18 protein-coding genes are annotated in these 26,006 nt (G+C 66.2%); 9 read left to right on the top strand and 9 right to left on the bottom strand.

Going from position 1 to position 26,006, the window contains the following annotated elements; genetic code table 11:
• Nucleotides 1-5 precede the first annotated feature (5 nt).
• A complete protein-coding gene (locus ACSQ12_RS08335) occupies nucleotides 6-2,504 on the top strand; it encodes a DNA gyrase/topoisomerase IV subunit A (RefSeq protein WP_436065011.1) in 2,499 nt (832 codons plus the stop codon).
• Nucleotides 2,505-2,513: 9 nt separating this feature from the next.
• Nucleotides 2,514-3,032: a DinB family protein gene (locus tag ACSQ12_RS08330; RefSeq protein ID WP_209745904.1), complete on the top strand. Its 519-nt coding sequence runs from the start codon at nucleotides 2,514-2,516 to the stop codon at nucleotides 3,030-3,032.
• A gap of 18 nt (nucleotides 3,033-3,050) precedes the next feature.
• Here ACSQ12_RS08330 and ACSQ12_RS08325 read toward each other — a convergent pair whose 3' ends face one another.
• The 4 genes from ACSQ12_RS08325 to ACSQ12_RS08310 are packed head-to-tail and all read right to left on the bottom strand — an operon-like array spanning nucleotide 3,051 to nucleotide 10,349.
• Nucleotides 3,051-4,085 carry a GNAT family N-acetyltransferase gene (locus ACSQ12_RS08325; protein WP_436065010.1) on the bottom strand — a complete coding sequence of 345 codons (1,035 nt, stop codon included), beginning with the start codon at nucleotides 4,083-4,085 and terminating at the stop codon, nucleotides 3,051-3,053.
• Between the two features lie 9 nt (nucleotides 4,086-4,094).
• Entirely contained in the window at nucleotides 4,095-7,676 is a 3,582-nt protein-coding gene (gene cydD, locus ACSQ12_RS08320) for a thiol reductant ABC exporter subunit CydD (protein WP_436065009.1), read from the bottom strand.
• Between the two features lie 6 nt (nucleotides 7,677-7,682).
• Nucleotides 7,683-8,732, bottom strand: a complete 1,050-nt coding sequence (gene cydB / locus ACSQ12_RS08315) for a cytochrome d ubiquinol oxidase subunit II (protein ID WP_436065008.1) — start codon at nucleotides 8,730-8,732, stop codon at nucleotides 7,683-7,685.
• A gap of 18 nt (nucleotides 8,733-8,750) precedes the next feature.
• Complete coding sequence (locus ACSQ12_RS08310; RefSeq protein ID WP_209745911.1) at nucleotides 8,751-10,349, bottom strand: cytochrome ubiquinol oxidase subunit I; 1,599 nt, start codon at nucleotides 10,347-10,349, stop codon at nucleotides 8,751-8,753.
• A 274-nt stretch (nucleotides 10,350-10,623) separates the two neighbouring features.
• Here ACSQ12_RS08310 and ACSQ12_RS08305 point away from each other — a divergent pair, with 274 nt between their 5' ends.
• Entirely contained in the window at nucleotides 10,624-11,010 is a 387-nt protein-coding gene (locus ACSQ12_RS08305; protein WP_209745912.1) for a BlaI/MecI/CopY family transcriptional regulator, read from the top strand.
• A gap of 6 nt (nucleotides 11,011-11,016) precedes the next feature.
• Nucleotides 11,017-12,021, top strand: coding sequence for a M56 family metallopeptidase (locus ACSQ12_RS08300; protein WP_436065007.1), 1,005 nt, complete (start codon nucleotides 11,017-11,019; stop codon nucleotides 12,019-12,021).
• 24 nt (nucleotides 12,022-12,045) lie between these two features.
• Here the strand turns inward: ACSQ12_RS08300 and ACSQ12_RS08295 are convergent, their stop codons facing one another.
• Nucleotides 12,046-14,154: a DNA gyrase/topoisomerase IV subunit B gene (locus tag ACSQ12_RS08295; RefSeq protein WP_436065006.1), complete on the bottom strand. Its 2,109-nt coding sequence runs from the start codon at nucleotides 14,152-14,154 to the stop codon at nucleotides 12,046-12,048.
• Nucleotides 14,155-14,376: 222 nt separating this feature from the next.
• Between ACSQ12_RS08295 and ACSQ12_RS08290 the strand changes: the two genes are divergently transcribed.
• Nucleotides 14,377-14,598: a DUF7455 domain-containing protein gene (locus ACSQ12_RS08290; protein ID WP_209745915.1), complete on the top strand. Its 222-nt coding sequence runs from the start codon at nucleotides 14,377-14,379 to the stop codon at nucleotides 14,596-14,598.
• Nucleotides 14,599-14,776: 178 nt separating this feature from the next.
• Here ACSQ12_RS08290 and ACSQ12_RS08285 read toward each other — a convergent pair whose 3' ends face one another.
• The 4 genes from ACSQ12_RS08285 to ACSQ12_RS08270 all read right to left on the bottom strand — a co-directional run bounded on the left by ACSQ12_RS08285 (nucleotide 14,777) and on the right by ACSQ12_RS08270 (nucleotide 20,037).
• Nucleotides 14,777-16,099 (bottom strand): RNA polymerase sigma factor, encoded by a 1,323-nt coding sequence (locus ACSQ12_RS08285; RefSeq protein ID WP_209745916.1) that lies wholly within the window; start codon nucleotides 16,097-16,099, stop codon nucleotides 14,777-14,779.
• Nucleotides 16,100-16,406: 307 nt separating this feature from the next.
• Nucleotides 16,407-17,666, bottom strand: a complete 1,260-nt coding sequence (locus tag ACSQ12_RS08280; RefSeq protein ID WP_436065005.1) for a DUF4192 family protein — start codon at nucleotides 17,664-17,666, stop codon at nucleotides 16,407-16,409.
• A 65-nt stretch (nucleotides 17,667-17,731) separates the two neighbouring features.
• On the bottom strand, nucleotides 17,732-19,063 hold the full coding sequence (locus ACSQ12_RS08275) for an MFS transporter (protein WP_436065004.1): 1,332 nt from the start codon (nucleotides 19,061-19,063) through the stop codon (nucleotides 17,732-17,734).
• 35 nt (nucleotides 19,064-19,098) lie between these two features.
• Nucleotides 19,099-20,037, bottom strand: a complete 939-nt coding sequence (locus tag ACSQ12_RS08270; protein WP_436065003.1) for a proteasome assembly chaperone family protein — start codon at nucleotides 20,035-20,037, stop codon at nucleotides 19,099-19,101.
• A gap of 317 nt (nucleotides 20,038-20,354) precedes the next feature.
• Here ACSQ12_RS08270 and ACSQ12_RS08265 point away from each other — a divergent pair, with 317 nt between their 5' ends.
• The 4 genes from ACSQ12_RS08265 to ACSQ12_RS08250 all read left to right on the top strand — a co-directional run bounded on the left by ACSQ12_RS08265 (nucleotide 20,355) and on the right by ACSQ12_RS08250 (nucleotide 25,964).
• The gene (locus tag ACSQ12_RS08265) at nucleotides 20,355-21,881 is read left to right on the top strand and encodes a leucyl aminopeptidase (protein WP_436065002.1); all 1,527 of its coding nucleotides are present in this window, start codon (nucleotides 20,355-20,357) and stop codon (nucleotides 21,879-21,881) included.
• Between the two features lie 275 nt (nucleotides 21,882-22,156).
• Nucleotides 22,157-23,539 (top strand): dihydrolipoyl dehydrogenase, encoded by a 1,383-nt coding sequence (gene lpdA, locus ACSQ12_RS08260; protein ID WP_028270850.1) that lies wholly within the window; start codon nucleotides 22,157-22,159, stop codon nucleotides 23,537-23,539.
• A gap of 126 nt (nucleotides 23,540-23,665) precedes the next feature.
• The gene (sucB, locus tag ACSQ12_RS08255) at nucleotides 23,666-25,426 is read left to right on the top strand and encodes a 2-oxoglutarate dehydrogenase, E2 component, dihydrolipoamide succinyltransferase (RefSeq protein WP_436065001.1); all 1,761 of its coding nucleotides are present in this window, start codon (nucleotides 23,666-23,668) and stop codon (nucleotides 25,424-25,426) included.
• Between the two features lie 187 nt (nucleotides 25,427-25,613).
• Nucleotides 25,614-25,964 carry a hypothetical protein gene (locus ACSQ12_RS08250; RefSeq protein WP_209745925.1) on the top strand — a complete coding sequence of 117 codons (351 nt, stop codon included), beginning with the start codon at nucleotides 25,614-25,616 and terminating at the stop codon, nucleotides 25,962-25,964.
• Nucleotides 25,965-26,006 lie beyond the last annotated feature (42 nt).

Below are 26,006 nucleotides of genomic sequence, written 5' to 3'. Positions count from 1 at the left end.
GCCTCATGGCCCGCCGCCAAAGTTCCGCCCCGGCAGGGGACGCCGTCCAGGACTACACCGAGAACATCGTTGACATCGACGTCACGTCGGAAATGGAAGGCTCGTTCCTCGAGTACGCCTATTCGGTCATCTATTCGCGGGCCCTCCCGGACGCCCGTGACGGCCTGAAGCCGGTGCAGCGGCGCATTCTCTACATGATGAGCGAGATGGGCCTGCGTCCGGACCGGGGCCATGTGAAAAGCGCCCGCGTGGTGGGCGAAGTGATGGGCAAGCTGCACCCCCACGGTGATACGGCGATCTACGACGCCATGGTCCGCATGGCGCAGGACTTTTCACTGCGGCTGCCGTTGATCGACGGCCACGGCAACTTCGGCTCGCTCGACGACGGCCCGGCGGCCCCGCGGTATACCGAGGCCCGCCTCGCGGCGGCTGCGCTCAGCCTCACCGACCACCTCGACGAAGATGTGGTCGACTTCGTCCCCAACTACGACAACCAGCTGACCCAGCCGGATGTCCTCCCGGCGGCGTTCCCCAACCTGCTGGTCAACGGCGCCACGGGGATCGCCGTCGGCATGGCCACCAACATGGCCCCGCACAACCTCGTGGAGGTCATCTCCGCCGCCAGGCACCTGATCGCGAACCCGGAGGCCACGCTCGAGGACCTCATGCGGTTCGTCCCCGGCCCGGACCTGCCCACCGGCGGACGGATCGTGGGGCTGGACGGCATCCGCGACGCGTACGCCACGGGCCGCGGCTCGTTCAAGACCCGCGCCAAAGTGGAGGTGGAACAGCTGTCGGCCCGCCGCACCGGGCTGGTGGTCACGGAACTCCCCTACATGGTGGGTCCGGAGAAGGTGATCGAGAAGATCAAGGACGCCGTCAACGGCAAGAAGCTGACCGGTATCAGCGACATCGTGGACCTCACCGACCGCAAGCACGGCCTGCGGCTGGTGATCGAGCTGAAGAACGGCTTCAACCCGAACGCCGTGCTCCAGCAGCTCTACCGGTACTCGCCCATGGAAGATTCCTTCGGCATCAACAACGTGACGCTGGTGGACGGCCAGCCGCAGACGCTGGGTCTGGTGCAGCTCCTCTCCGTCTACGTTGACCACCGCATCAACGTTGTACGGCGCCGCACGGCCTTCCGGCTGGAGAAGAAGAAGGACCGCCTGCACCTGGTGGAGGGCCTCCTGATCGCGATTGTGGACATCGACGAGGTCATCCAGATCATCCGGTCCTCCGACGAGGTTGCAGCCGCCCGGGAACGCCTCATGTCCATCTACGATCTCACCGAAATCCAGGCCAACTACATCCTGGAACTCCGGCTCCGGCAGCTGACCAAGTACTCCCGGATCGAGCTCGAAAAAGAGCAGGACCAGCTGAAGCGTGAAATCGCGGAGCTGGAAGCCATCCTGGGTTCGGACCAGCGCCTGCGCGAACTGGTGTCCGATGAGTTGGGCGAAATCGCCGAGAAGTACGGCACGCCCCGCCGGACGGTCCTGCTCGAGTCCGAAGCGGTCTCCCCCACCGTCGCCGCGCTGGCCGCTGCACCCGGCGGCAAGGGCAAGGCGGCCCCCCTCGCACTGGAAATCGCCGATGACCCCTGCTGGGCCATCCTGACCGCCAGCGGACAGATCGCCCGGACCTCCAACCAGGAGCCGCTTACCGAGTCCGGACCGCGGTCAAAGCACGACGTCTTCCGGTCCGTGGTGAAAACCTCCGCGCGCGGCGAGATTGCCGCCGTCACCTCACTGGGACGGATGCTGCGCCTCCAGGTCATGGACATGCCCGTACTCCCGCCGATGTCGGGGCTTCCCAACCTGGCCGGCGGCGTCCCGGCCAAGGACTTCATCACACTGCTAAAGGGGGAAACGCTGGTTGCGTTCGCTCCGCTGGACACGGTGCTGGCGATCGGTACGGCGCAGGGCATCGTCAAACGCGTGCAGCCCGACTATCCCCTCAACCGCGAGGACTGGGAAGTCATTGCCCTCAAGGACAAGGACACGGTGGTGGGTGTGGAACCCGCTGGGGCGGACGACGTCGACCTCGTGTTCCTGACCAGGCAGGCCCAGCTGCTGCGCTTCAGCGCGGCAAATGTCCGGCCGCAGGGCCGCACCGCGGGCGGCATGGCGGGGATCAAGCTGGCCGCCGGGGACCAGGTGCTGTTCTTCGGCACTGTCGCCCCCGGTGACGAGGCCGCCGTCGTGGTGACGGTGTCCGGGACCGAAGGCGCCCTGCCGGGCACGGCTCCGGGCGCCGGAAAGGTGACGGCGTTCGCAGAGTACCCGGCCAAGGGCCGGGCCACTGCGGGAGTGCGGGCGCACCGGTTCCTGAAAGGCGAAGACACCCTCCTTATCGGCTGGGCAGGACACGGTCCGGCCAAGGCGTCTTCGCTGGCTGGAGTGGCGCGGTCGCTTCCGCAGGAACATGGCCGCCGGGACGGCTCCGGCATCCCGCTGTCGCAGGCAGTGGACGCCATTGGGCCCAGCATGACGTGGCCCTAGACTACTGGCATGCCTATCATCCCTGACGAAAAGGACTGGACCTGGGTGCTGACCCGGGTCTGCCCGGAATGCGGTTTCGACGCCTCAACGGTCACGCCGGCCACGGTTCCCGGGAGCGTCTCCAACATGCTTCCCCGCTGGCGGGCCGCACTGCGCCGGCCGGACGTGGCTGAACGCCCGGATGACGCTACGTGGTCGGTGCTGGAGTACGCATCGCACGTCCGGGATGTTTTCAGCCTTTTCGACCACCGGCTCAACCTGATGCTCACCGAAGAGAACGCCCGGTTCGAGAACTGGGACCAGGACAAGACTGCGGTGGAGCAGGACTACGCCAACGCGGACCCCGCCGTCGTCAGTGCCGAGCTGACCGCCGAGGGAGAACAGATCGCGGAGTCATTCGCCGGCGTGCATGAGGACGAATGGGGCCGGAAAGGCTTCCGGAGCAACGGCTCGGAGTTCACGGTGATGACCCTCGCGCAGTACTTCCTGCACGACGTCGTCCATCACCTGCACGACGTCGACGCCTGAGCTCCGCAGCCGGCCGCGTCAGCCGGGCACGCGAAATTCCTTGTCCCAGGCCAGGCTCCGGTTGACCGCGGCGTAGCCCATCTTTTCGTAGAGGGCGAGCGCGCCCGTGGGGTTCTCGGAATCGACGTCCAGGGATGCGCGGTCCATCCCGGCCGCCGCAAATCGCCGCATCGCGTCAGCGAGCAGGGCCTGGGCGATGCCCCGTCCGCGGTACTCGCGGCGGACGCCCAGCAGATCCGTGTAGCCCTCGCTGTAGCCCCGTGATGCCGCGCTGTCCGGGTCATGGCTGGCCAGCTGGTAGCCCGCGACGATCCCGGACGCGCGGTCCAGCACCACTGCGCTCAGGTCCGGCCTCGCCTGCGGATCATTCACCGTGAAACCCCAGGACTCCTCGTCCCGCGGCTCGCTGCCCCAATGGTCACGGAAGGCCGCATTGTGGGCCAGCCGGACGCCTTCGCTGAACTCCGGGCGCATGGTCACGAGGTCCAGCCTGTCATCGAGCCGCACCACGGGAAGTGGAACACCGTCCAGGTGCCGGTGCATCTCGTTGAAGTAGCGCACCACCCGGAATCCCGCTTTGCGGAACAATTGCTGCTGGTGCTCATGCTGCTGCTCCATGTGGATCCGCAGCCGCGGGACCGGGACACTGCCCCCGGCCCGGCTATCCTCCGCGAAGCGCTGGACGGTCCGTTCGCTGAGCCATCCCAGCAATGCCGTCCCGATCCCCCGGCGCTGCCAGCCGGGGTCGACGCAGCCGAAGCCGTAGGCCTTGTCGCCCTCCTTGTTCTTCGTAATCCGGGCGTAGGCGCGGGGAACTGATCCGCCCTCCAGCACCAGCAGGGTGTTGGCGGCGGGATGGTTCTTCTTCGATTGCAGGATCTGCTCGAGGTCCGCGGACCGCTCGAACCACACCGGCTTTTCCGCCTCCGCCGTCCGGGCGATCAGGGCAGCCCACGCGTCAAGGTCTTCCTCCGCCGCGGCACGCCATTCCAAACCCGCGCCGGCCAGGGTCTTCCGCCAGGATCCGGGCACCGGCGCATCCTCGTTCAGCATGGCAACAGGCTAGCTGCCGGTCCCGGCCCGCGCCAGAACAGGCCCGGCATCCGCTCCCGCGTCAAGGTCCAGCCTGCGGTCTGCCGGGTCGATGTCGTCAGGATTGTGGGTGACCAATACCACTGTCCGCCCGGTGAGCCCCTTGCGAAGGTCAGCCAGCATTTCCCTGCCCGCCTCGGCGTCGAGGTGCGCGGTGGGTTCGTCCAGCAGGATCACATCGGCCCCGGTCATGAGCGTCCTGGCAACGGCAAGCCGCTGACGCTCCCCGCCGCTCAGGAACGCGCCGCCGGGCCCGATCCGCGTGTCGGCGCCATCTTCCAGCCGGTGCAGCAGGGGCTCAAGCCCCACGGCGGCCAAGGCGGCAGCCATGTCCTGTCCGGCATCGCCGGCCGCGCCCTCCGGCCGGCCCAGCATGAGGTTGCCGCGGATGGTGGAATCGAAGAGGTGGGCTTCCTGCGGGCACCAGGCCGCGCGCCCGGTGACGGCTATCCGGCCAGAGTGCGGCGGCAGGAACCCCAGCATCACGGCGAGCAGGGTTGACTTTCCGGAGCCGGAGGCGCCTGTGACGGCCAGCCAGCGGCCGGGTTCCGCCGTTGCGGAGACGCCGGTGAAGACCTCCGGCCCGCCTGGCCACGCTGCGGACAGTTCCTGAAGCTCGACGCCGGGCAGCGCGCCGGGGCGTTGTGAGACAGGCTCCAGTCCGCCGGTCCCGGCATTCGGCCCGGATGTCTCCGTGGCCTGGGACCCAGGTGCCCCCGAGTCCGCAGCATCGCGGGTGTCCAGCACGCCCGCCTCGCTGATCCGGTCCAGGACCTGGCGGAGCGCCGGGTACTGGCGGACCGCCGTCGTGATGGCGGCGTAAGGATCCACCAGGGCCAGCTGCAGGAGGACCACGACGGCGGCGGTGGCCGGGGCCACGGACCCGTCCATCACCCCGGGGCCGGCCAGAACAGCACAGCCCAGGGCCGCGGAGCCGCAGGCCAGGACAGTGAGGGCCTGGCCCAGCCCTTCCGCCCACGCGGACCGCTGCGAGGCGGCTGTTGCCTCCTTGTCGGCGTCGCCGATGGCGGACAGCACCGGGCCGGCAACCCCGTTGGCGTGCAGTTCGGCCCGCGCATCCAGCGCTGCGGCAACGTCACGCAGAACCCCGGAACGAAGCCGCTGCTCGGCCTGCGCGGACATCCTGTCGGCCATGAGGGCCGCCGCCGGGGCGGCCGCCAGGGACACCAGGGCAGCGGCGACGGCTGCCGGCAGCGCCGCCGGCAGCAGCAGGGCGGTGGCCGCCACTGCCGAGGCGCCCACGGCCACTGCGGTCACGGGCGGCAGGACCACCCGGGGAAGCAGGTCCCGGACGGTGTCGACGTCGTCGATTACCGCGCCCAGCACGTTGCCGCCCTGCAACAGCCGGCGCAGGGACAGCGCCCGGCGGCTCAGCGAATCCCACAGCCGGCCGCGGAGCCTGGTGAGCGAGGCGAAGACAGCGTCGTGCAGGAGGAGCCGCTCGGTGTAGCGCAGGACCGCCCTGCCGATGCCGAAGAACCGCACGCCCACGATGGCGGTGAGGAGGTACAGAATGGGCGGCTGCTCGCTTGCCCGGATGATGAGCCAGCCGGACAGTCCCGCCAGGGCCACGGCAAAGAGGGCTGCCACGACTCCCAAGATGCCGGCTGAGCCGAATTTGAGGGACTCCGGCTGGAGGAGCCTGAAGATCCGGGCGGGAGTGTTGCCACCGGCCCGTGCCTGGGCAGCCTTACCGTGATCCGCGGCCGCTCCGGCGGGCGTGCCGGCGGCGGGGGTGACGATGGGGGTGCTGCGTTCGGTGGTTTGTTCCGCGGCTTCCGCCGCCCGCGCGGTCACTGCCGCCGGGGCCGTTGTCGTTGCCGCGGGGACCCTCCGGAACCCGGCGGCGGCGGCGGGGTCCATAGCCGGCCGGGCCGGGGCGGGGCCTGCGACGACGGACACTACATGGTCCGCAAGTTCCCGGGTGAGACGGTCGTGCGCCACCAGCAGGACGGTGGCCCGGCCGCGCAGTTTAAGGATGGCTTCGTTGACCACGTTGGCGGATTCACGGTCCAGGTGCGCAGTGGGTTCGTCCAGCAGCAGCAGCGTCGCGCCGGCCTCAATCCGGGCCAGGCCACGCGCCAGGGCAACCCTGCGCAGCTCCCCCGGGCTAAGCTCGGCGGGGTGCTTCCCGGCAAGATGACCGGCTCCGGCTGCCTCAAGGCAGCGCCGGGCAGCGGCGGCAGAGCCTGTGGCGGCAGGGCCTGTGGCGGCACCATCCCCCACATACAGCTGCACCTCGGCCAGCACGCTTTTCTCCACCATGACCGGATGCTGCGGCACCCAGGCTACCCTCGATGGCACAAACCCCGCGATGCGTCCGCCCACCGAGGCACCGCCGCCGGTGCCTACGGTTCCGGCAAGGACGCCCAGGATGGTGCTCTTGCCCGCTCCGCTGGCGCCGTCGAGGGCGGTGATCTGCCCTGCGGGCGCCTCAAAGCTGAGCGGTCCGACGGCGGGTTCCGACCGTCCGCCGTACGCCACCACCAGATTCCTGACGGTGACCGCCGGAAGATCCGCGCCGCCGTCGGACGCCTTTTTCACGGGGAGCAGGCCGCCTTCGGCCCCCGTGCCGTCCTGCGGCTGCAGGGGCCGGGCTTCGGGTGCGTCCATGACCGCTGTGACCTCGGCCAAGGCAACCCGGCCGTCGTCACTGGCGTGGTGGGCGGTGCCCAGTTCCCGCAGCGGCAGGTAGCAGTCCGGCGCCAGGATCAGGGCAAGCAGCCCGGCCTCAAGCGCCATGTCCCCGTGCACCAGGCGGACGCCGATGAAGACAGCCACAACGGCAACTGAGATCGTGGCGATGAGTTCCAGGGCGAGGGCGGACAGGAAGGCTGTCCGGAGGGTTTCCATGGTGCGGGACCGGTACTGCTCGGAAATGTCCTCCAGTGCCTCGCGCTGGGCGGTGGCCCGGCCCAGGCCCACGAGCACGGGCAGGCCTTTGGCCAGTTCCAGCATATGGCCGGACAACCTGGCCAGGGCCGATTGCGCGACCCGCACCCGGTCTTCGGTGTAGCGGCCGATCAGCACCATGAAAACCGGTACGAGCGGCACTGTCAGCACAACCACCACCGCACTGACCCAGTCGGCGAACAGGATCCGGGTGCCAAGCAGGAGCGGGATGGCGGCGCAGTTGACGAGGGCCGGCAGGAACTGGGTGTAGTAGCTGTCCAGCGCGTCGAGGCCCCTGGTGGCCAGGATGGCCAGGCCGCCGTCGGACGGACCTGCCGCACGCGTGCCGTTCCGCAGCGCACGTTCCAGCAAAGCGGCGCGCAGTTCTTCCTTGACCCCGAGGGCGGCACGCCGGGACGCGACGCCCTGGGCCCAAACCGCCAGGGACCGAAGGACAACTCCGGCCAATCCCCAGCCTAGCTGCTCGGCCCAGGCCGGGTTCTGCGCTACCAGACCGGCAAGGACGGATGCCACGGCCTGGGCCATGAGCACCAGCGACAATGCCTTGAGGGCCGCAAGGAGGCCCAGCCAATAGAGCGCGAGACGGTTTGCGGGGCCGGCCGGGAACTGCGGTCTCATGTGGTCCTAGTCTTTGGGGGCCAGTGCCCTGGCGGCGATGGCAGGAAGGAAGCTGTGGGCTTCCGGAATGTGGGCGGCGCTGACCCGGCGGCGGAACACCCAGTAGGTCCAGGCCTGGTAGGCCAGCACCAGCGGCAAACCCACGCAGGCAACGATGCTCATCAGGCCCAGGGTGTAGTCGGACGATGAGGCGTTGGAAATGGTCAGGTCAAAGTCCGCGCTGATGGTGGAGGGAAGCACCACCGGGAAGGCGGCACCGAAGATTGAGGCGCTGCCGAGGAGCAGGAACACCCCAAGCGACAGGAACGCCTTCCCCTCGAGCCCGTTCCGGCCGAATTGCCAGGCCAGCACGGCGGCCACAACAGCAGCGGCAACCGCCGCAATGGTCCAGGCCTCGCCACTGAGAAGCTGGACGCTGATGGCCCAGCCGGCAATCGGGAGCAGGAGGACGGGCAGGAGCCGGACAAACCAGTTGCGGGCGCGGTGCCTGACGTCGCCGTCGGTTTTCAGTGCCAGGAATGCCAGCGCGTGCAGCAGGGAGAAGCACACAACGGCAAGCCCGCCCAGGACGGCGTAACCGCTGAACCAGGCGAACGGTCCGCCCTCGCGGTCACCGTTCGCATTGATGGGAAGCCCGGTGGTGGTCAGCGCAAGCGCGGCACCGACGCCGAATGCAGCGACGAGGGAGCCGGCCGCAATGGCCCAGTCCCACACGGCGCGCCAGCGGTCAGTGTCCACCTTGCCGCGGTATTCGAAAGCTACGGCGCGGAAGATGAGGGCCACGAGGACCAGCAGCAGGGGGAGGTAGAGGGCGGAGAACAGGGAGGCATACCAGAGCGGGAAGGCGGCGAACGTGGCACCGCCGGCGGTCAGCAGCCAGACCTCGTTGCCGTCCCAGACCGGTCCGATCGTGTTGAGCAGGACACGGCGTTCGGTGTTGTTGCGGGCGAACAGCTTCATCAGCATGCCGACGCCGAGGTCGAATCCTTCGAGAAAGAGGTATCCCGTCCACAACACCGCGATGGCGATGAACCAGATGGTGGGCAGCAGTTCCATTGTCGAATTCCTCTGCGCTTAGTAGGCGAATGCCAGGACGTCGTCGGAGCCGCCGGGTTTGCCGGTACCGGGGCCCGGTGTGGCGTCCTCGTTCTCGTCGACCGGGGCGTGGGCGAGTTCGGGCATGGCGGACACGACGCCGCCGCGGATGTACTTCACGAGCAGCTTCACCTCCACCACCAGCAGCACGGCGTACACGGCCGTCAGGACCACCAGGGAAGTGAGCAGTTCCCCTGCGGAAACGCCGGGTGAAACCGCGGCCGCGGTAAACATGAACACCTGGTCGATCCCACTGGGGTCGGGGTTGGGCGCCACTACGAACGGCTGGCGGCCCATTTCGGTGAAGATCCAGCCGGCAGCGTTAGCGCCGAACGGTGCCATGATGCCGAAGACTGCGAGCCGCATCAGCCCGCGGGACGCAGGCACGGTGCCCTTGCGGGTCAGCCACAGGGCCACGAGTGCCGCCAAGGCAGCCAGGCCGCCGAAACCGATCATCATCCGGAAGCCCCAGTAGGTCACCTCCATGACCGGAACGTACTCGATCTCCTGCCCGGCCCGGTCGCCGTAGATGGGGTTGTCCGGAAGGTGGGTTCCGTAGTCGGCCTTGTACTGGTCCAGCAGGCTATTGACGCCTTTCACCTCGGTGGTGAAGTCGCCTTTGGCGAGGAAGGACAGGATCCCGGGGACCTCGATGACCGCGACGATGTCGTCACAGTTCTTCGAACCGACGTTCCCGACGCTCAGGACGGAGAAGCCGGTGCCGTCGTGGCACGCGGCCTCGGCCGCGGCCATCTTCATGGGCTGCTGTTCGAACATGAGCTTGCCCTGGAGGTCGCCGGTGAGGGCCGTGCCGGCGAAGGAAATCATGGCGACAACGGCGCCGATCCGCAGCGAGCGGATCCAGACCTTGTAGTCGGCCTTGTCCCGGCCGGGGATGTCCGCTTCGCCGGGAATGACCTTGCCGTCCGGGCCAACGGTGTCGATGCCGTCATGGCGTCGCCGCCAGAGGTGGTACCAGGCAATGCCCAGCAGGAAGCCGCCGGCTACCGCCAGGGCGCCGAAGAGGGTGTGCGGGACTGCGACGAGGGCGGTGTTGTTGGTGAAAACGGCCCAGGCGTCGGTCATGACCGGGCGGCCGTTGACCATTTCCACGCCGACGGGATGCTGCATCCAGCTGTTGGCCACGATGATGAAATACGCGGAGAACACGGATCCCACGACGGCAATCCAGAGGCAGGCCAGGTGGACTCCCCGCTTGAGCTGCTTCCAGCCGAAGATCCACAGCCCCAGGAAGGTGGATTCCACGAAGAAGGCCAGCAGTGCCTCGAGCGCCAGCGGCGCCCCGAACACGTCACCGACGAAGCGGCTGTACTCGCTCCACGCCATCCCGAACTGGAACTCCTGCACGATGCCGGTGGCGACGCCCATGATGAAGTTGATCAGGAAGAGCTTCCCCCAGAACTTGGTCATGCGCAGGTACTCCGGCTTGCCGGTGCGGTACCAGACCGTCTGGATGACTGCCACCACGAGGCCCAGCCCGATGGTCAGCGGGACCATCATGAAGTGATACACGGTGGTGATTCCGAATTGCCAGCGTGCGATTTCCAAAGCGTCCAAGGCAGTCCCTACTTTTGGCTAGGCTTTCATCAGTCCCAGTCTTCTACGCTTCGTAGAAGACTAACTTCTACAGAGTGTAGAACACTTTCGGCATGCAGTGCAAACAACAGTTCCACCGGCCGCAGCCCGTGGCAAGGGCGCGGCGCGCCGACTGTTCTACCTCATGTAGAAAGAATCTCCAAAAAGAGGTAAATTTAGAACTTAAGTATTCGAACCACGTTCCGCGAAGGCCGCTCCGGCTTCGCGGATCGAAACGTTAAGAAGGATGTACGGAATGGCAAGTCTTGGTGAACTGGAACGGGCAGTGATGGATCTGCTCTGGGCAGGCCAGGAAGCGGCCACCGCAAACACCCTGAGGGACCTGCTGGCGCAGACCACCCAGGCCCAGGGCGGCACCGCCGGCCACGAAGGCAAGGACCTCGCCGTGACCACGGTCCTGACTGTGCTGTCACGCCTGGAGAAAAAGGGGCTTGTGGAACGCGAACGCGGCACACGTCCCCACCGCTATCAGGCAGTATCCAGCCGGGCGGACCATACCGCCGAACTCATGCATGAGGTTCTGGGCTCGGCACCGGACCGCGAAGCTGTCCTCGCCCGCTTTATTGGGTCCGTCACCGAAAGTGAAGCCGAAACGCTGCGCAAACTGCTTGGCCACATCTAATAGCGCATGTTCTGGACCTCATATTTGCTGGCGGTCCTGGCGATAGTCCTGGCGTGGCCGGTGCCTATCCTTCTTTCGCGTGCGCAATGGCCGGCCCGGTCACCCTTTACCGCCATGCTGCTCTGGCAGGCGATCGGCCTCGCCGGCGGCCTGTCAATGATCGGCGCCATGCTGGTTTACGGGCTCGAGCCGATCGGTGACAATCTCCTGGCCGGACTGCGCGGACTGGCCGACATGGTCCTTTTCAATGCCCCCACGACGGCGCTGGGGTTCTGGCACCTTTTCGCGCTGTCGGCGGCGGCCCTACTCACCGCGCACCTCGTCTTTACGCTGCTGCTGACCTACTACCGGATCGAACGCCAGCGCAGGCGCCACCGCGAACTCCTGGCGCTGCTGGCGTCACCGTCCACGGACGGTCCGGGAACCGTGGTCATCAACCACGATTCTCCCGTGGCGTACTGCCTCCCCGGCGGCGCCCGCTCCGTCACGGTCCTGAGCGACGGCCTGATGGCGGCGCTGGAGCCCGCAGAGCTTCGGGCCGTACTGATCCACGAAAACGCCCACCTGAGCCAGCGCCACCACCTCCTGCTGTGGGCTTTCGCGGCGTGGCGCCAGGCCCTCCCCTGGCTTCCGACCACACGCCTTGCCCAGGAAGCAGTGAGCTCACTGATCGAAATGCTTGCTGACGACGTCGCACTGAAGACCGAAAGCAAAGCCACCCTGATCAAGGCCATTGCCATTGTTGCCAGTGGACCAAGCGGTGTTCCCGCCAGCCGGGTGGGGTTCAACGGCGCCGGACTTCCGTCGGCAGCAGACGGAATTATCGACGGCGGCATCCAGGGAGCCTCCGGCGGTGCCGGTTCTGCCGGCACCACGGCATCCAGGGTCAGCCGGTTGCTCTCCCCCAAGGACCCGCTGCCGGCGCCGCTGCGGGGCCTTGTCCTGGCAGGCTGCCTGCTATTGCTGGCGCTGCCCACAGCACTGCTGATCGTCCCGGGGCTGCTCGGCTAGCAGGCATACGGGCCGCCCCTGGCGTCAGGCGTCGATCCGCTCCCGGTCCAGGCCCGCAGCCCCGGCGATGATGAAGTCCTTGCGCGGCGCGACATCGGAGCCCATCAGCAGGTCGAAGGTTTCCTCCGCCTGTTTGGCGTTTTCGATCCCCACCTTGCGAAGTGTCCGGTGGCGCGGGTCCATGGTGGTCTCCGCCAGCTGTTCAGCATCCATTTCGCCCAGGCCCTTGTAGCGCTGGATGGGCTCCTTGTAGCGCTTCCCGTCCTTGGCCAGCTTGGCCAGCAGGACGTGGAGTTCGGCCTCGGAGTAGGTGTAGATCATCTCGTTGGCCTTCTGCCCGGCATTGATCACCTCCACCCGGTGCAGCGGCGGCACGGCGGCGAACACCCTGCCCTCATCGATCATGGGCCGCATGTAGCGGAAGAAGAGGGTGAGGAGCAGAGTGCGGATGTGGGCGCCGTCCACATCGGCGTCCGTCATGAGGATCACCTTGCCGTAGCGTGCGGCAGTGATGTCGAAGCTGCGCCCGGACCCTGCACCCACCACCTGGATCAGCGCCGCGCACTCGGCGTTGGACAGCATGTCCCCCACTGAGGCCTTCTGGACATTGAGGATCTTGCCTCGGATCGGCAGCAGTGCCTGGAAGTCCGAGGACCGCGCCAGCTTTGCGGTACCCAGGGCGGAATCGCCCTCCACAATGAACAATTCCGAGCGGGCCACGTCATCGGTGCGGCAATCGGCGAGCTTCGTGGGCATCGACGACGTCTCCAGTGCGTTTTTCCGGCGCTGCGTCTCCTTGTGGACGCGCGCCGAGATGCGGGACTTCATCTCGCTGACGATTTTCTCCAGGAGGAGCGCGGACTGCGCCTTGTCATTGCGGTTAGCCGAGTTCAGCTTCGCGTTGATCTCCTTCTCCACCACCCGGGCAACAATGGCGCGGACAGCGGACGTGCCAAGGATTTCCTTGGTCTGGCCTTCGAACTGCGGCTCAGCCAGGCGCACTGTCAGCACGGCGGTCAGACCCGCGAAAATGTCATCCTTTTCGATCTTGTCGTTGCCCGCCTTGAGCTTGCGGGCGTTCGCCTCCACGGCCTTCCGGAAGGTCTTCACCAGTGCCTGCTCAAAACCGGACTGGTGCGTCCCGCCCTTGGGCGTGGAGATGATGTTGACGAAGCTGCGGACGGTGCTGTCGTAGCCGATTCCCCAGCGGAGGGCCACGTCCACTTCACAGTCGCGCTCCACCTCGGCCAACTGGCTGTGTCCACGCTCGTCCAGGACCGGAACGGTTTCCTTGAACTTCCCCGAGCCGTGCAGCCGCCAGGTGTCCGTGAGCGCAGGATCCGCTGCGAGGTAATCCACGAACTCGGAGATGCCGCCGTCGTGGTGGAAGATTTCCTCGTGGCCGACGAGCTCGCCCGGGGTGCCCGGAATCCGCCGCTGATCGCGGACCGTAAGTTTCAGGCCCGGGATAAGGAACGACGTCTGCCGGGCCCGGGCGGCCAGCTCGTCATAGGAGAATTTGGCGTCCGGGGTGAAGATCTGGCGGTCGGCCCAGTAGCGGATCCGGGTGCCGGTAACGCCGCGCTTGGCCTTGCCCACAACGTCGAGGACAGAGTCATTGACGAACGGTTCGAATGCCGCCGCCGGATCGGGCTTCGTGCCCGGGTCCTTGAACCGCCCGGGTTCGCCGCGCCGGAAGGACATTTTGTACGTTTTCCCGCCGCGGTCCACTTCCACGTCCAGCCGGGAGGACAGCGCATTGACCACCGAAGCGCCCACGCCGTGCAGGCCGCCGGACGCCGTGTAGGAGCCGCCGCCGAACTTGCCGCCGGCGTGCAGCTTGGTGAAGACCACTTCGACGCCGGTCAGTCCGGTCTTGGGTTCAACATCAATGGGGATGCCTCGTCCGTCATCGTGGATCTCTACCGAGTTGTCGGCATGCAGGATGATCTTGATGTCGTGCCCAAACCCGGCCAGTGCCTCGTCGACGGAGTTGTCGATGATCTCCCACAGGCAGTGCATCAAGCCGCGGGAGTCGGTGGAACCGATGTACATGCCCGGGCGCTTGCGGACGGCCTCAAGGCCTTCCAGTACAGACAGGTGCCGGGCGGTGTAATCAGAACTTGGTGCCACGGGTTGTGAACTCCTTCAGTGACGGACAACTAATGCTTTTGACGCTCTTCCTAGGTTAGTCGGCCCGCGCCGGGCCGCCCGCCAGCCACTCCAGCAGCGGGCATGATCGGCAAACCCCGTTACGGAACGGTGATACGCGCACAGCGAAAGTGATCCATCCTTGTCATGGTTTTGCTACGAATGCTGGTTATATAGATATACAGATCTACTAAGGAGGCCGAAATGACAACAGCAGTTGCGGACCGCACGCTCAACGCACTGGACCGGTGCGATCGTTGCGGAGCACAGGCGTACGTCCGGGTTGTTCTCGAGTCCTCCGGCGGGGAGCTGCTCTTCTGCGGCCACCACGCTCGGGCTGTCGAAGCGACGCTCAAGCCGCTGAGTTCCGGCTGGCACGACGAGACCGGCCGGCTCCACGAGAAGCCCACGGTATCGGTGGACTAAGCAGCTCTCTGATGACAAAACAGGGCTCCTCCGCTTGGGAGGGGCCCTGTTTGCTTGCCAGCGTGTTCCACACGAAGCCATGTCATGCGAAAGGCCCCGCCATCGGCGGGGCCTTTCGCAGTGACTGACCCTGGAGCGGCCGGGCAAACGCCGGCCGCTCCAGTTGGGGCAGCGTCGCCTAGTCCAGGTAGTCTCGCAGGACCTGGGACCGGGACGGGTGCCGCAGCTTGGACATCGTCTTGGATTCGATCTGGCGGATACGCTCGCGCGTCACTCCGTAGACCTTGCCGATTTCGTCTAAAGTCTTCGGCTGTCCGTCGGTGAGGCCGAACCGCATGGCGACCACGCCGGCTTCGCGCTCGGACAAGGTGTCCAGCACCGAGTGCAGCTGCTCCTGCAGCAGGGTGAAGCTGACCGCGTCGGCAGGAACCACAGCCTCGGAGTCCTCGATAAGGTCACCGAACTCGGAGTCGCCGTCCTCGCCCAGGGGGGTGTGCAGCGAGATCGGCTCGCGGCCGTACTTCTGGACTTCCACGACCTTCTCGGGGGTCATGTCCAGTTCGAGGGCCAGCTCCTCGGGCGTAGGTTCGCGGCCGAGGTCCTGCAGCATCTGGCGCTGGACACGGGCCAGCTTGTTGATGACTTCCACCATGTGCACCGGGATACGGATGGTGCGGGCCTGGTCGGCCATGGCACGGGTAATGGCCTGGCGGATCCACCATGTGGCGTAGGTGGAGAACTTGAAGCCCTTGGTGTAGTCAAACTTCTCGACTGCACGGATGAGGCCCAAGTTGCCTTCCTGGATGAGGTCAAGGAACAGCATGCCGCGGCCGGTGTAGCGTTTGGCCAGCGAGACAACGAGACGGAGGTTTGCCTCCAGCAGGTGGTTCTTGGCGCGCTTGCCGTCGTGGATGACGAATTCCAGCTCGCGCTTGAGCTTCGGATCCATGGACCCGTCGTCCGCCGCGATCTTCTCTTCGGCGAACAAGCCCGCCTCGATGCGGAGGGCAAGGTCCACTTCCTGTTCAGCGTTCAGCAGGGCAACCTTGCCGATCTGCTTCAGGTAGTCCTTGACGGGGTCGGCGGTGGCGCCGGCCGACATGACCTGCTGGACCGGGGCGTCGTCGTCATCGGCATCGGAGTACACGAAGCCGGTGCCGGTGGCGGCGGCACCGGTCTTGCTGGCGGCTTCCTCCTCAGTTAGCTCGGACGGATCCGGAGTCACGTCGTCCAGATCTTCATCCAGCTCGACATCCTCTGTATCGTCGTCGTCCGACGTGCGCGTCTTGCCTGCCTCAGCGGCAGCCTTGGCGCCGGGCTTGGGTCCACGCTTTTTGGGCTCGGGCTTCGCCGGGGCGCCGCCCTCGGCGGAAGCAGCATCTTTGACAGCCTTATTGGCTGCACGCGTGGCGGCACGCTTGGCGCTCGTCGCCGCCTTCTTCTCCTCAGGGGACAATTCGGCCTGGTCGGCGGGTTCCTTCTTCGCGGAAGACGGGGTCACAGAAAACCTTTCTAGCGGCGGTCTGTGGAATCACCATGCGGGCAACACCACTATGACCCTGTCAAGTCCGTGATTCACATCAGGTGCGATCGCGGCCGGCAGAGTCACTAAGTAGAACTGCCGGAGCGGCCGTAATGTTCCCGTTTCCGGGCATCACTACATGCACTTGATTCACGGACCCAACCGGGTCTCGGCATCCATTGTCTCATGATTTTCCCAATCGGCGCCTCATGGCGGCGAGCACGCCCGAATGTTTCTGCCGGGCGGCCGCTTCCTGCCGGGCCTCACGCGCGCAGAACCGGAGCCACTAGGCAGCATCCGTTTCAAACTTCTGCCAGGCGGCGTCACGGCGTCCGGCCCACCCACACAGCGTGCCCCGACTGACAAGTTCGGATAGAAGTTCAGCCAGCCGGTATCCGGGGTGCGCAGCGACGGCCTGGTCCAACAGCGCGTGCGCAAACGAGCCCCTGCCGCGGCACCATTCGATCCAGCCGCGTCCTGTCAGGGTGGCCGCACCGCCTTCGCCCCCGCCGGCCGCACCGAGCTGCCGCAGGATGACCTCCAGTGTCCGCATCCGGTCCCAGCGGGGGGAAGCCGGCGCCAGCCCCAGCAGTACATCCCCGTAGCCGGGAACCGGGTATGCAGCATCCTCTGCCGGGGCCGCCGCCGGCAGTCCGCCCAGGGGCGGTGTCACCACCGGCAGGTCGCCGTGCGGCTGGAGGATCCCGAAGTCCTCGGCGCCCTGGTCCGCGGCCTGCCGGCCCGCCGCACTCATCACCAGCACAGCGTCACGCCAGTGGGGGACGCGAAGGGAAGCGCGGAGGTACCCGGCCAGCCCGGCCGGAAGCTGCCACCCTGCTTCAGCCGCCAGCACGCAATCCCAGACATCCAGAACCTTCGCGAACTGGGACCGGCTCCCCCGCAGCGCCGCAAGTTCCCTTGCCCACCGCTCTTCCGATTCCAGCACGGCCGCGTCGGCCTGCGCCGCCGTCGGCGGGGCAACTGCTGCGGCGGACGGGTCCTCTCCCACGCTGCTCCCCCGGAAGACCATCTCGGCGTTCAGCCTGCTGTCCCTGATCTCGTCCACCGGGCGCCCCGGAAACGGGCAGCAGGACGCATCAAGGCAATACGCGTTCCGCCAGAAGGCCTCCCCCACATACCAGGCGTCACGGACAGGACGCCCGGATAATTCCAGCTCGACCTCCAGCTCCACCAACAGGCACGCCAACGTGCTCTCCGCCGGCTCCCCGGAGGGGAGCGTGCCGGGAGCAGCATCCGGGCCCTCAGACCATCCCTCGTTGCTGAAAAGCACCAGCAGGGTGCCGTCGGCGTCATGGTCCGCTTCCAGGTAGTCCCTGACAGTGCGCGCAAAACGGCGCAGCCCGGCGCCGGAATCGGATCGGGGCAAGTCCACGCGGAGGGTGGCGCCCAGGCGTTTGCCCTGCATGGTCATGGCCACCAGGCTGTTGGCCGGCCAATAGCCAAGGGAGTGCGGAATGAAGCCCAGGATGTCCTCGGGGCCGGAGATGGTGAGTCGTTCTGGAGTCTGCCGTTCTGGAGGTGTCATGCATCCAGACTTGTACGGCCGGCGCCTGAGGTTAAGAGCCCGCTTTTGCTATGTGGAAACAGCGCCTAATCAGCCCGGCGTCGCTCCAGATTGCGCCGGCGCTGCTGTGCGAGCGCTTTGAGCAGCGGCGGCACAACAACGCCCTGGGCGGCCATCTGGCGCCGGACCTTCCGCCGGGTGGCGATGATGGCGGCGGCTCCGATGCCGATCAGCACGAACTGGACGCTCAACGCGATCCGGAACGGATCGAGGCCGTACAGCTCTCCCTGGGAGAAGCCGGTGGCGTGGAGGACGTCAAGCACGAGGCCGACGAGGTAGATGGCAACGAGCGCTGCAATGAATCCGCCCACGTTCACGATTCCGGTGGCTGTTCCGATTCGATGGGCCGGATTAAAGGTGCGGGCAAAGTCGAACCCGATCATGGAACCCGGACCTCCGATGGCCAGCACCACCACCAGGCCGGCGAGCATCCAGAGCGGAGACCGTCCCGGCATGAGTAGCACGGCGGCCCAGGCAGCCGCCGTCGTGGCTGCAATCAGGAGCACCATTGTGGAGCGGCGGAGGGGGTGGCGGGAAACGAACCTGCCGATCAGCGGACCGGCGGCAATGGCTGCGGCAACGTAGACGGACATCAGGCCCGCAACCGTGGCTGTATCGAGTCCCTGGGCGGAAATCAGGAACGGGTATCCCCAGGTCATGGCAAACACCGTGCCGCTGAACTGGATCGTGAAGTGGCTCCATAGGCCCAGGCGGGTGCCGGGCTGCCGCCAGGCGCTGGACAGGGAGATGCCGGTGGCCCTCAGTCCCTGGCCGGTTTCCGTGGCGGGGTGGCCCGGCGGCTGGTCCTTCAGCACGGCCAGCACCAGGACGACTGCGAGCGCGGACATCGCGGCAAGGGTCAGGAACGCAGGAGTCCAGCCGGCCGAGTGGAGGATCATGGCAAACGGCACAACGCTGAAGAGCTGCCCCAGCTGGCCCGACATTCCTGTCAGTTGCGTAATGAGCGGCACCCTCGCCGGAGCGAACCACAGCGGAATCAGCCGGATCACTGAAATAAACGTCATCGCGTCCCCTGCGCCCACCAGCACACGGCCGAGCACTCCGCCGGGAATGTTGTCCGCGAAGGCCAGCTGAAGCTGGCCAAGGCCCATCAGGACTGCTCCCCCGGCAATCATGGTCCGGGATCCCAGGCGGTCAACCAGGACCCCCACCGGGATCTGCAGCCCTGCGTAGACCAGCAGCTGAAGCACCGTAAAGAACGAGATCTCCGCTGCGGTGGCGTGGAACCGCTCTGTCGCTTCGAGTCCCACCACGCCAAAGGAGGTGCGCTGGCTGACTGCGACCAGATACGCAAAAATTCCGACGGTCCAGATGAGCCAGGCGCGCGGTGCAGTCACGTCTCCATTATGCCCGGTGCCGGCATAAGTCCTATTTATTGACGGGGCTCTTCGCGGGCGAGATAGGCCTCCACTGCGGCGCCCAGCGCATCAGCATTCGGCAGTTCATCGTTTTCATCGGCCAGCAAGGACCGCCGTACCGTGCCCTCGGCCTTCTCGTCGTAACGGGTCTCCAGGCGTGAAACCACCTGCTGGACTTCCTCGGAGGCCTCGAGCTGCTCGGCGATCTGGCGCCCCACTTCGCGGCCGGCCTCCCGCAAGCGGTCAGTCGGCAGCATCAGTGACGTCGCTGCACCGAGATACTCAAGGCCGGCCACGGCTGCGTTGGGGTATTCGGCTTCAGCGAGGTAATGCGGAACGTGGATGACATACCCGGCAATATTGCGACCGGCTTCGGTGAGGCGCAGTTCAAGGATGTGGCCCACTGCCGCGGGCACCTCCACCGTGGGTTTCCAGACCGAGATCCCTTCGATGAGCTCCGGGCGGTTGCCGTGTACGGTGACTCCCACCGGCCGGGTGTGGGGAACAGGCATCGGGATGGAGTGGATCCAGGTCACCAGGTTCACATCAAGGTGCTCGACGATCCGTACGACGGCGCGGGCGAACCGCTCCCACTGCAGGTCCGGCTCGAAACCGGCGAGGAACAGGAACGGCTTGCCCAGCCCGTCAACCAGCCGGTACAAGGCCAGGCTGGGGGCCTGGTAGTCCTGGAGGTGGTCCTCCACGAACGTGACGTGCGGCCGGCGCGAGCGGTAGTCGATCAACTGGTCGGCATCAAAGGCGGCCACGACCTCCGACTCGAGAGTGTCCAGCAGCTCGGCGGTAATCTGTTTGACCACGTGACCGGCGTCCGCGAATCCCGTGAAGCCCATCACGAGATTGAGCCCGCGGAGTTCCGGGTTGTCGAACAGCTCTGCGTTGCTCACATAGAGAGCATCGGGGTCCAGCAGGGAGCCGGAAATCCGTTCAAGCACGGCATGTTCCTTTCGCAGTGGCGGCGGAGGCGGGTTCGTCAACACTATGGGTGGGGGGATCCGCGCAGATCCGCCGGATATTTTCTACAACGCACCGGCCGGGCGAAGCATTCCGCCACGGCGGCGCGCACCGGCAATGTGCTGCAGGTCTCATCAGATTCAGTGCGGCCGGGGCGGAGAGACTACGATCGGAACTGGCCCTACGCACGCCTTGCAGACACCGGGTTGCGTCTCAAGCCGACAACGGCCTGTTCCATGGCGGGGCGCCAAACATGCGATTCCTGCCGAAAATCACAGAGAATTGAGGACTGATCCTCGTGGTCAAGAATACTGAAATCAAACTTAGCGTCATTGCGCGTGACGTTAAGAAGTCGCCCGCGGACGCCCTGGTGATTGGCGTGGCCCAGGGGCCCGACGGTCCCGTGCTGCTGGACAACCCGCTGACGGCCAAGTCCGCCGAGGCCATCGCGGAGTCCCTGAAGGTTCTTGGCCTCACCGGCGCGGCCGACCAGGTCCACAGGCTGCCCGGTCTTCCCGAAGCAGGCGCCTCCGTCCTGGTGCTCGCAGGGGTCGGCAAGCCCGGCGCCGGCGGAAAACTCACGGAAGAGGCGCTGCGCCGCGCAGCCGGTTCCGCAGTCCGCCAGCTTGCCGGTCTCACCACGGTGACGCTGGCGCTTCCGACGGCGTCCCCTGCCGACGTCGCGGCCATCGCCGAGGGCGCCGCCATGGGTTCGTACTCGTTCACCGAACACCGTTCGGAAGCCAACGGCCGCAAGGAACCAGTGAAGAACGTGGTGATCTTCACCGACTTCGCTGCCGACAAGGACCTGCAGCCCCTGCTGAACCGCTCGGCCCTGATCGGGAAGGCAGTCAACGCAACCCGTTCACTTGTGAACCAGCCGCCCAGCCACCTCTTCCCGGAGTCCTTTGCCGATGCCGCCAAGGAACTCTCCAAGGGCCTGCCGGTCAAAGTGACCGTGTGGGACGAGAAGCGCCTCGAGAAGGAGGGCTTCGGCGGGATCATGGGTGTCGGCAAGGGGTCCACCAGGCAGCCGCGGCTGGTCAAGGTGGAATACGCGCCGTCCAAGGCAGCCGCCAAGATTGCGCTCGTTGGCAAAGGCATCACTTTTGACACCGGCGGAATATCCATCAAGCCCGCCCTTGGCATGGGTGACATGAAGAGCGACATGGCGGGCGCCGCCGTCGTCCTTAATACCGTGCTGGCCATCGCCGGCCTGGGCCTTCCCGTGAAGGCGACAGCGTGGCTGTGCATTGCCGAGAACATGCCCTCCGGGGCAGCGCAGCGCCCGGCGGACGTCCTCACCATGTTCGGCGGCAAAACCGTCGAGGTCCTTAATACGGATGCCGAAGGCCGGCTGGTCATGGCCGACGGAATCGTGGCAGCCAGCCAGGAGTACCCGGACGCCATTATCGACGTCGCCACCCTCACCGGCGCCCAGCTGATCGCACTGGGCAATCGGACGGCCGGCGTCATGGGCTCGGACAGCGTCACCGGCCCGCTCAAAGCCGCGGCCGACCGCGCCGGCGAATTGGTGTGGCCGATGCCGCTGCCGGAAGAGCTCCGCGCCAGCATCGATTCCGAGGTCGCGGACCTGGCCAACATCGGAGAGCGCCACGGCGGCATGATGACCGCTGCCGTGTTCCTGCGTGAATTCGTCGGCAAGGGCAAGGACGGCGAGCAGATCCCCTGGGCCCACATCGACATCGCCGGCCCGTCCTTTAACAACGGCAGCCCCTACGGCTACACCCCGAAACAGGGCACCGGCTGCACGGTGCGCACCCTGGTGGCCTACGTGGAAGACGTACTGGCGGCATCCGCTTAACCGGCTCCGCCTCACCGGCCCTCCGCAGGGTCGGTGAGGCAGTTCGCGGCTTTGTGGCGGGTCATGATCCGTCCGCCACAAAGCCGCGTGACACTCGACACAAGCGCTCCACAAACGCCGTGACAAGGTGGAGCATGGATAAGTGGTTCGCTAAGGTGAACTGCGGTAGTCACAAATGCAAGAGAACCTGCCTGCTGGCATAATCACGGCAGAGCAAGTTCCAAGACCAGATGATGCGTACTCTCGTGTCATCGTTCACGCGAGGGAGCGTCTAAGTGGCCGATCAGGCAACTGCGCAAGAATTCGACATCCTGGTACTCGGTGGTGGCAGCGGCGGATACGCCACCGCCCTCCGCGCCGTTCAGCTTGGCCTCACCGTGGGCCTCGTGGAGAAGGGGAAACTCGGGGGCACCTGCCTGCACAACGGCTGCATCCCCACCAAGGCACTCCTGCACTCCGCCGAGCTCGCCGACCACGCCCGCGATTCCGCAAAGTACGGCGTCAACGTCACGCTGGACAGCATCGACATGAGTGCTGTCAACGCTTACAAAGACGGCATCATCGCCGGCAAGTTCAAGGGCCTGCAGGGCCTGATCAAGTCCAAGGGCATCACCGTCATCGAAGGTGAAGGCAAACTCCAGGGCACCGACACCGTCGTCGTGAACGGCACCGCCTACAAGGGCAAGAACATCGTTCTCGCCACGGGCTCCTACTCCCGCACCCTGCCGGGCCTGGAAATCGGCGGCAAGGTCATCACCTCCGACGAAGCCCTCACCATGGATTACATCCCCAAGAGCGCAATCATCCTGGGCGGCGGCGTGATCGGCGTCGAGTTCGCCTCGGTCTGGAAGTCCTTCGGCGTGGACGTCACCATCGTGGAGGGCCTGCCGTCGCTGGTCCCCAACGAGGACGCCGCAATCGTCAAGAACTTCGAGCGTGCGTTCAAGAAGCGCGGCATCAAGTTCTCCACCGGCGTCTTCTTCCAGGGCGTTGAGCAGAACAACGACGGCGTCAAGGTCACCCTCGTTGACGGCAAGACCTTCGAAGCCGACCTGCTCCTCGTGGCCGTCGGCCGCGGACCGGTCACCGCCAACCTTGGCTACGAAGAAGCCGGCATCACCATCGACCGCGGCTTCGTCATCACCAACGAACGCCTGCACACCGGCGTTGGCAACGTCTACGCCGTGGGCGACATCGTCCCGGGCGTCCAGCTGGCCCACCGCGGCTACCAGCAGGGCATCTTCGTGGCCGAAGAAATCGCCGGCCTGAAGCCGGTCATCGTTGAAGATGTCAACATCCCCAAGGTCACCTACTCCGAACCCGAAATCGCCACCGTGGGCTACACCGAAAAGGCTGCCAAGGAAAAGTTCGGCGACGACCAGGTGGAAACGCAGGAGTACAACCTCGCCGGCAACGGCAAGAGCTCCATCCTGGGCACCGGCGGCATCGTCAAGCTGGTCCGCCAGAAGGACGGCCCCGTGGTGGGCGTCCACATGATCGGTTCGCGCATGGGCGAGCAGATCGGCGAAGCCCAGCTGATCGTGAACTGGGAAGCATACCCGGAGGACGTGGCACAGCTGCTGCACGCCCACCCGACCCAGAACGAGGCCCTGGGCGAGGCCCACCTCGCCCTGGCGGGCAAAGCCCTCCACGGCTAAAACCTCCGCCAGCACCACCGCAAGAACCCTGAGCTTAGTGCACCCGGCATGATCCGCAGGGTGCACTAAGCTCGAACACGGCAGCAATCATCCGCACTAAAGATCAATAAGGAGAACGGGGACGACATGTCTGAATCCGTTAACTTGCCCGCCCTCGGTGAGAGTGTCACCGAAGGAACCGTCACCCGCTGGCTCAAGCAGGTAGGTGACCGGGTAGAGGTGGACGAGCCGCTGCTCGAGGTTTCCACCGACAAAGTAGACACCGAAATCCCCTCTCCGATTGCTGGCGTGATTGAGGAAATCCTCGTCGCCGAAGATGAGACCGCCGAAGTCGGCGCTCCGCTCGTCCGCATCGGTGACGGCTCCGGTTCCGCCGGCGCTTCCGAAGAAGCTGCCCCCGCAGAGCAGGCGCCGGCTGAAGAAGCACCTGCCGCTGAAGAGGCACCCTCCACCGAGGCACCCTCCACCGAGGCGCCCGCACCGGCTGAAGCCCCCGCCGCCGAGGCCGCCCCCGCAGCTTCCGGCGAAAGCCATGAAGTAACCCTTCCGGCCCTCGGCGAATCCGTCACCGAAGGCACCGTGACGCGCTGGCTCAAGGCCGTCGGCGACTCCGTCGAGGTTGACGAGCCGCTGCTCGAGGTATCCACCGACAAGGTGGACACCGAGATCCCGTCCCCGGTTGCCGGCACCTTGCAGGAAATCCGCGTCAACGAGGACGAGACCGCCGAGGTTGGTTCCGTTCTGGCCGTTATCGGCTCCGGCGCTGCTGCCCCGGCCGCCGCTCCGGCAGCCCCGGCCCCCCAGCAGGAAGCGCCCGCTGCCGAGGCTCCGAAGCAGGAAGCCCCCGCCGCAGCTCCCGCAGCCCCGGCTGCCGCTCCCGCCAAGGAAGAAGCTCCGGCTGCTCCCAAGCAGGAGGCCCCGGCTGCACCGGCGGCGGAATCCGCGGCCCCGGCCGAATCCGGCTACGTCACTCCCCTGGTGCGCAAGCTCGCCAACCAGCAGGGCGTGGATATCTCGTCGCTGACCGGCACCGGCGTGGGCGGACGCATCCGCAAGCAGGACGTGCTCGCTGCCGCCGAGGCCAAGGCTGCTCCCGCCGCCGCAGCGCCGGCCGCTTCCAAGCAGGCTGCCCCGGCTTCTGCTCCGACGGCAGCCGAATCGTCACTGCGCGGCACCGTGCAGAAGGCACCGCGCATCCGTCAGGTCATTGCCCGCCGCATGCGTGAGTCCCTGGACATCTCCACCCAGCTGACTCAGGTCCACGAAGTGGACATGACCAAGATTGCCAAGCTGCGCCTCAAGGCCAAGAACTCCTTCCAGGCCCAGAACGGCGTGAAGCTCACCTTCCTGCCGTTCATCGCCAAGGCAGTCGCGGAGGCCCTGAAGCAGCACCCGAAGGTGAACGCTGCCTACGACGAGGACAAGCAGGAAATCACCTACCACAACGCCGAGCACCTGGCTATCGCCGTGGACACCGACAAGGGCCTCCTTGTTCCGGTCATCTCCGACGCCGGCAGCCTGAACCTCGCCGGCCTGGCCGGGAAAATCGCCGACGTGGCAAACCGTACCCGCGACGGCAAGATCGGCCCGGACGAGCTGTCCGGCGGCACGTTCAGCATCACCAACATCGGTTCCGTTGGCGCCCTGTTCGACACCCCGATCATCAACCAGCCGCAGGTCGGCATCCTGGGCACGGGTGCGATCGTCAAGCGCCCCGTGGTGGTCACTGACGAAAACGGTGACGACTCGATCGCCATCCGCTCCATGATGTACCTCTCCCTGACGTACGACCACCGCCTGGTGGACGGCGCCGACGCAGGACGCTTCCTGCAGACCCTCAAGGCCCGCCTTGAGGCCGGCGCCTTCGAGGCGGACCTGGGACTGTAGTCCCCAGTAGTGAACAAACGGTACGTAACAAGCAGTACCGAAACAACGGCGGCGCAGGCACCGGTGGCAACACCGGAGGTCCTGCGCCGCCGTTGTCGTGGTGACCACGTTTTGGTTACCAAATCGTCGCCGTTCCGTTCCGCGGGGCTTACTACGAAGCGTAGAACCGACTGGCTAGACTGGGCCCATGAACATCGTTTACAACGTCATGGTCTTCCTCCACATCATCGGCGCTGCCATGATTGTCGGCATCTGGATCGGCAACATGAAAAAGCCCACGGTGCATCCCCGCCAGTTCGACGGCGCCGCACTGCAGCTCATCACCGGCATCGTCATGATGGGGCTCATCCCGGCCCTGGACATGGACGCAAACTACGCCAAGCTCGGCGTCAAGTTCGCCATCGCACTTGCGGTGGCCGTACTGGCCTTCATTGGCAGCCGTAAATACAAGAAGAACGAGCCGATCAGCAAGGGCCTCGCGCACAGCGTGGGCGGCCTTGCCCTGCTGAACGTGGCGATCGCCACTCTCTGGCAGTAAGACTCCACACGCCCGACGACGACGGCGGCGCTTCCCGGCGAG

Origin of the sequence: Arthrobacter sp. LjRoot14, assembly GCF_964253905.1 — a bacterium.
Taxonomy (GTDB): Bacteria; Actinomycetota; Actinomycetes; order Actinomycetales; family Micrococcaceae; genus Arthrobacter.
Note: the sequence above shows the minus strand (reverse complement) of the source record. Positions and strands in the feature narration are given on the sequence as shown.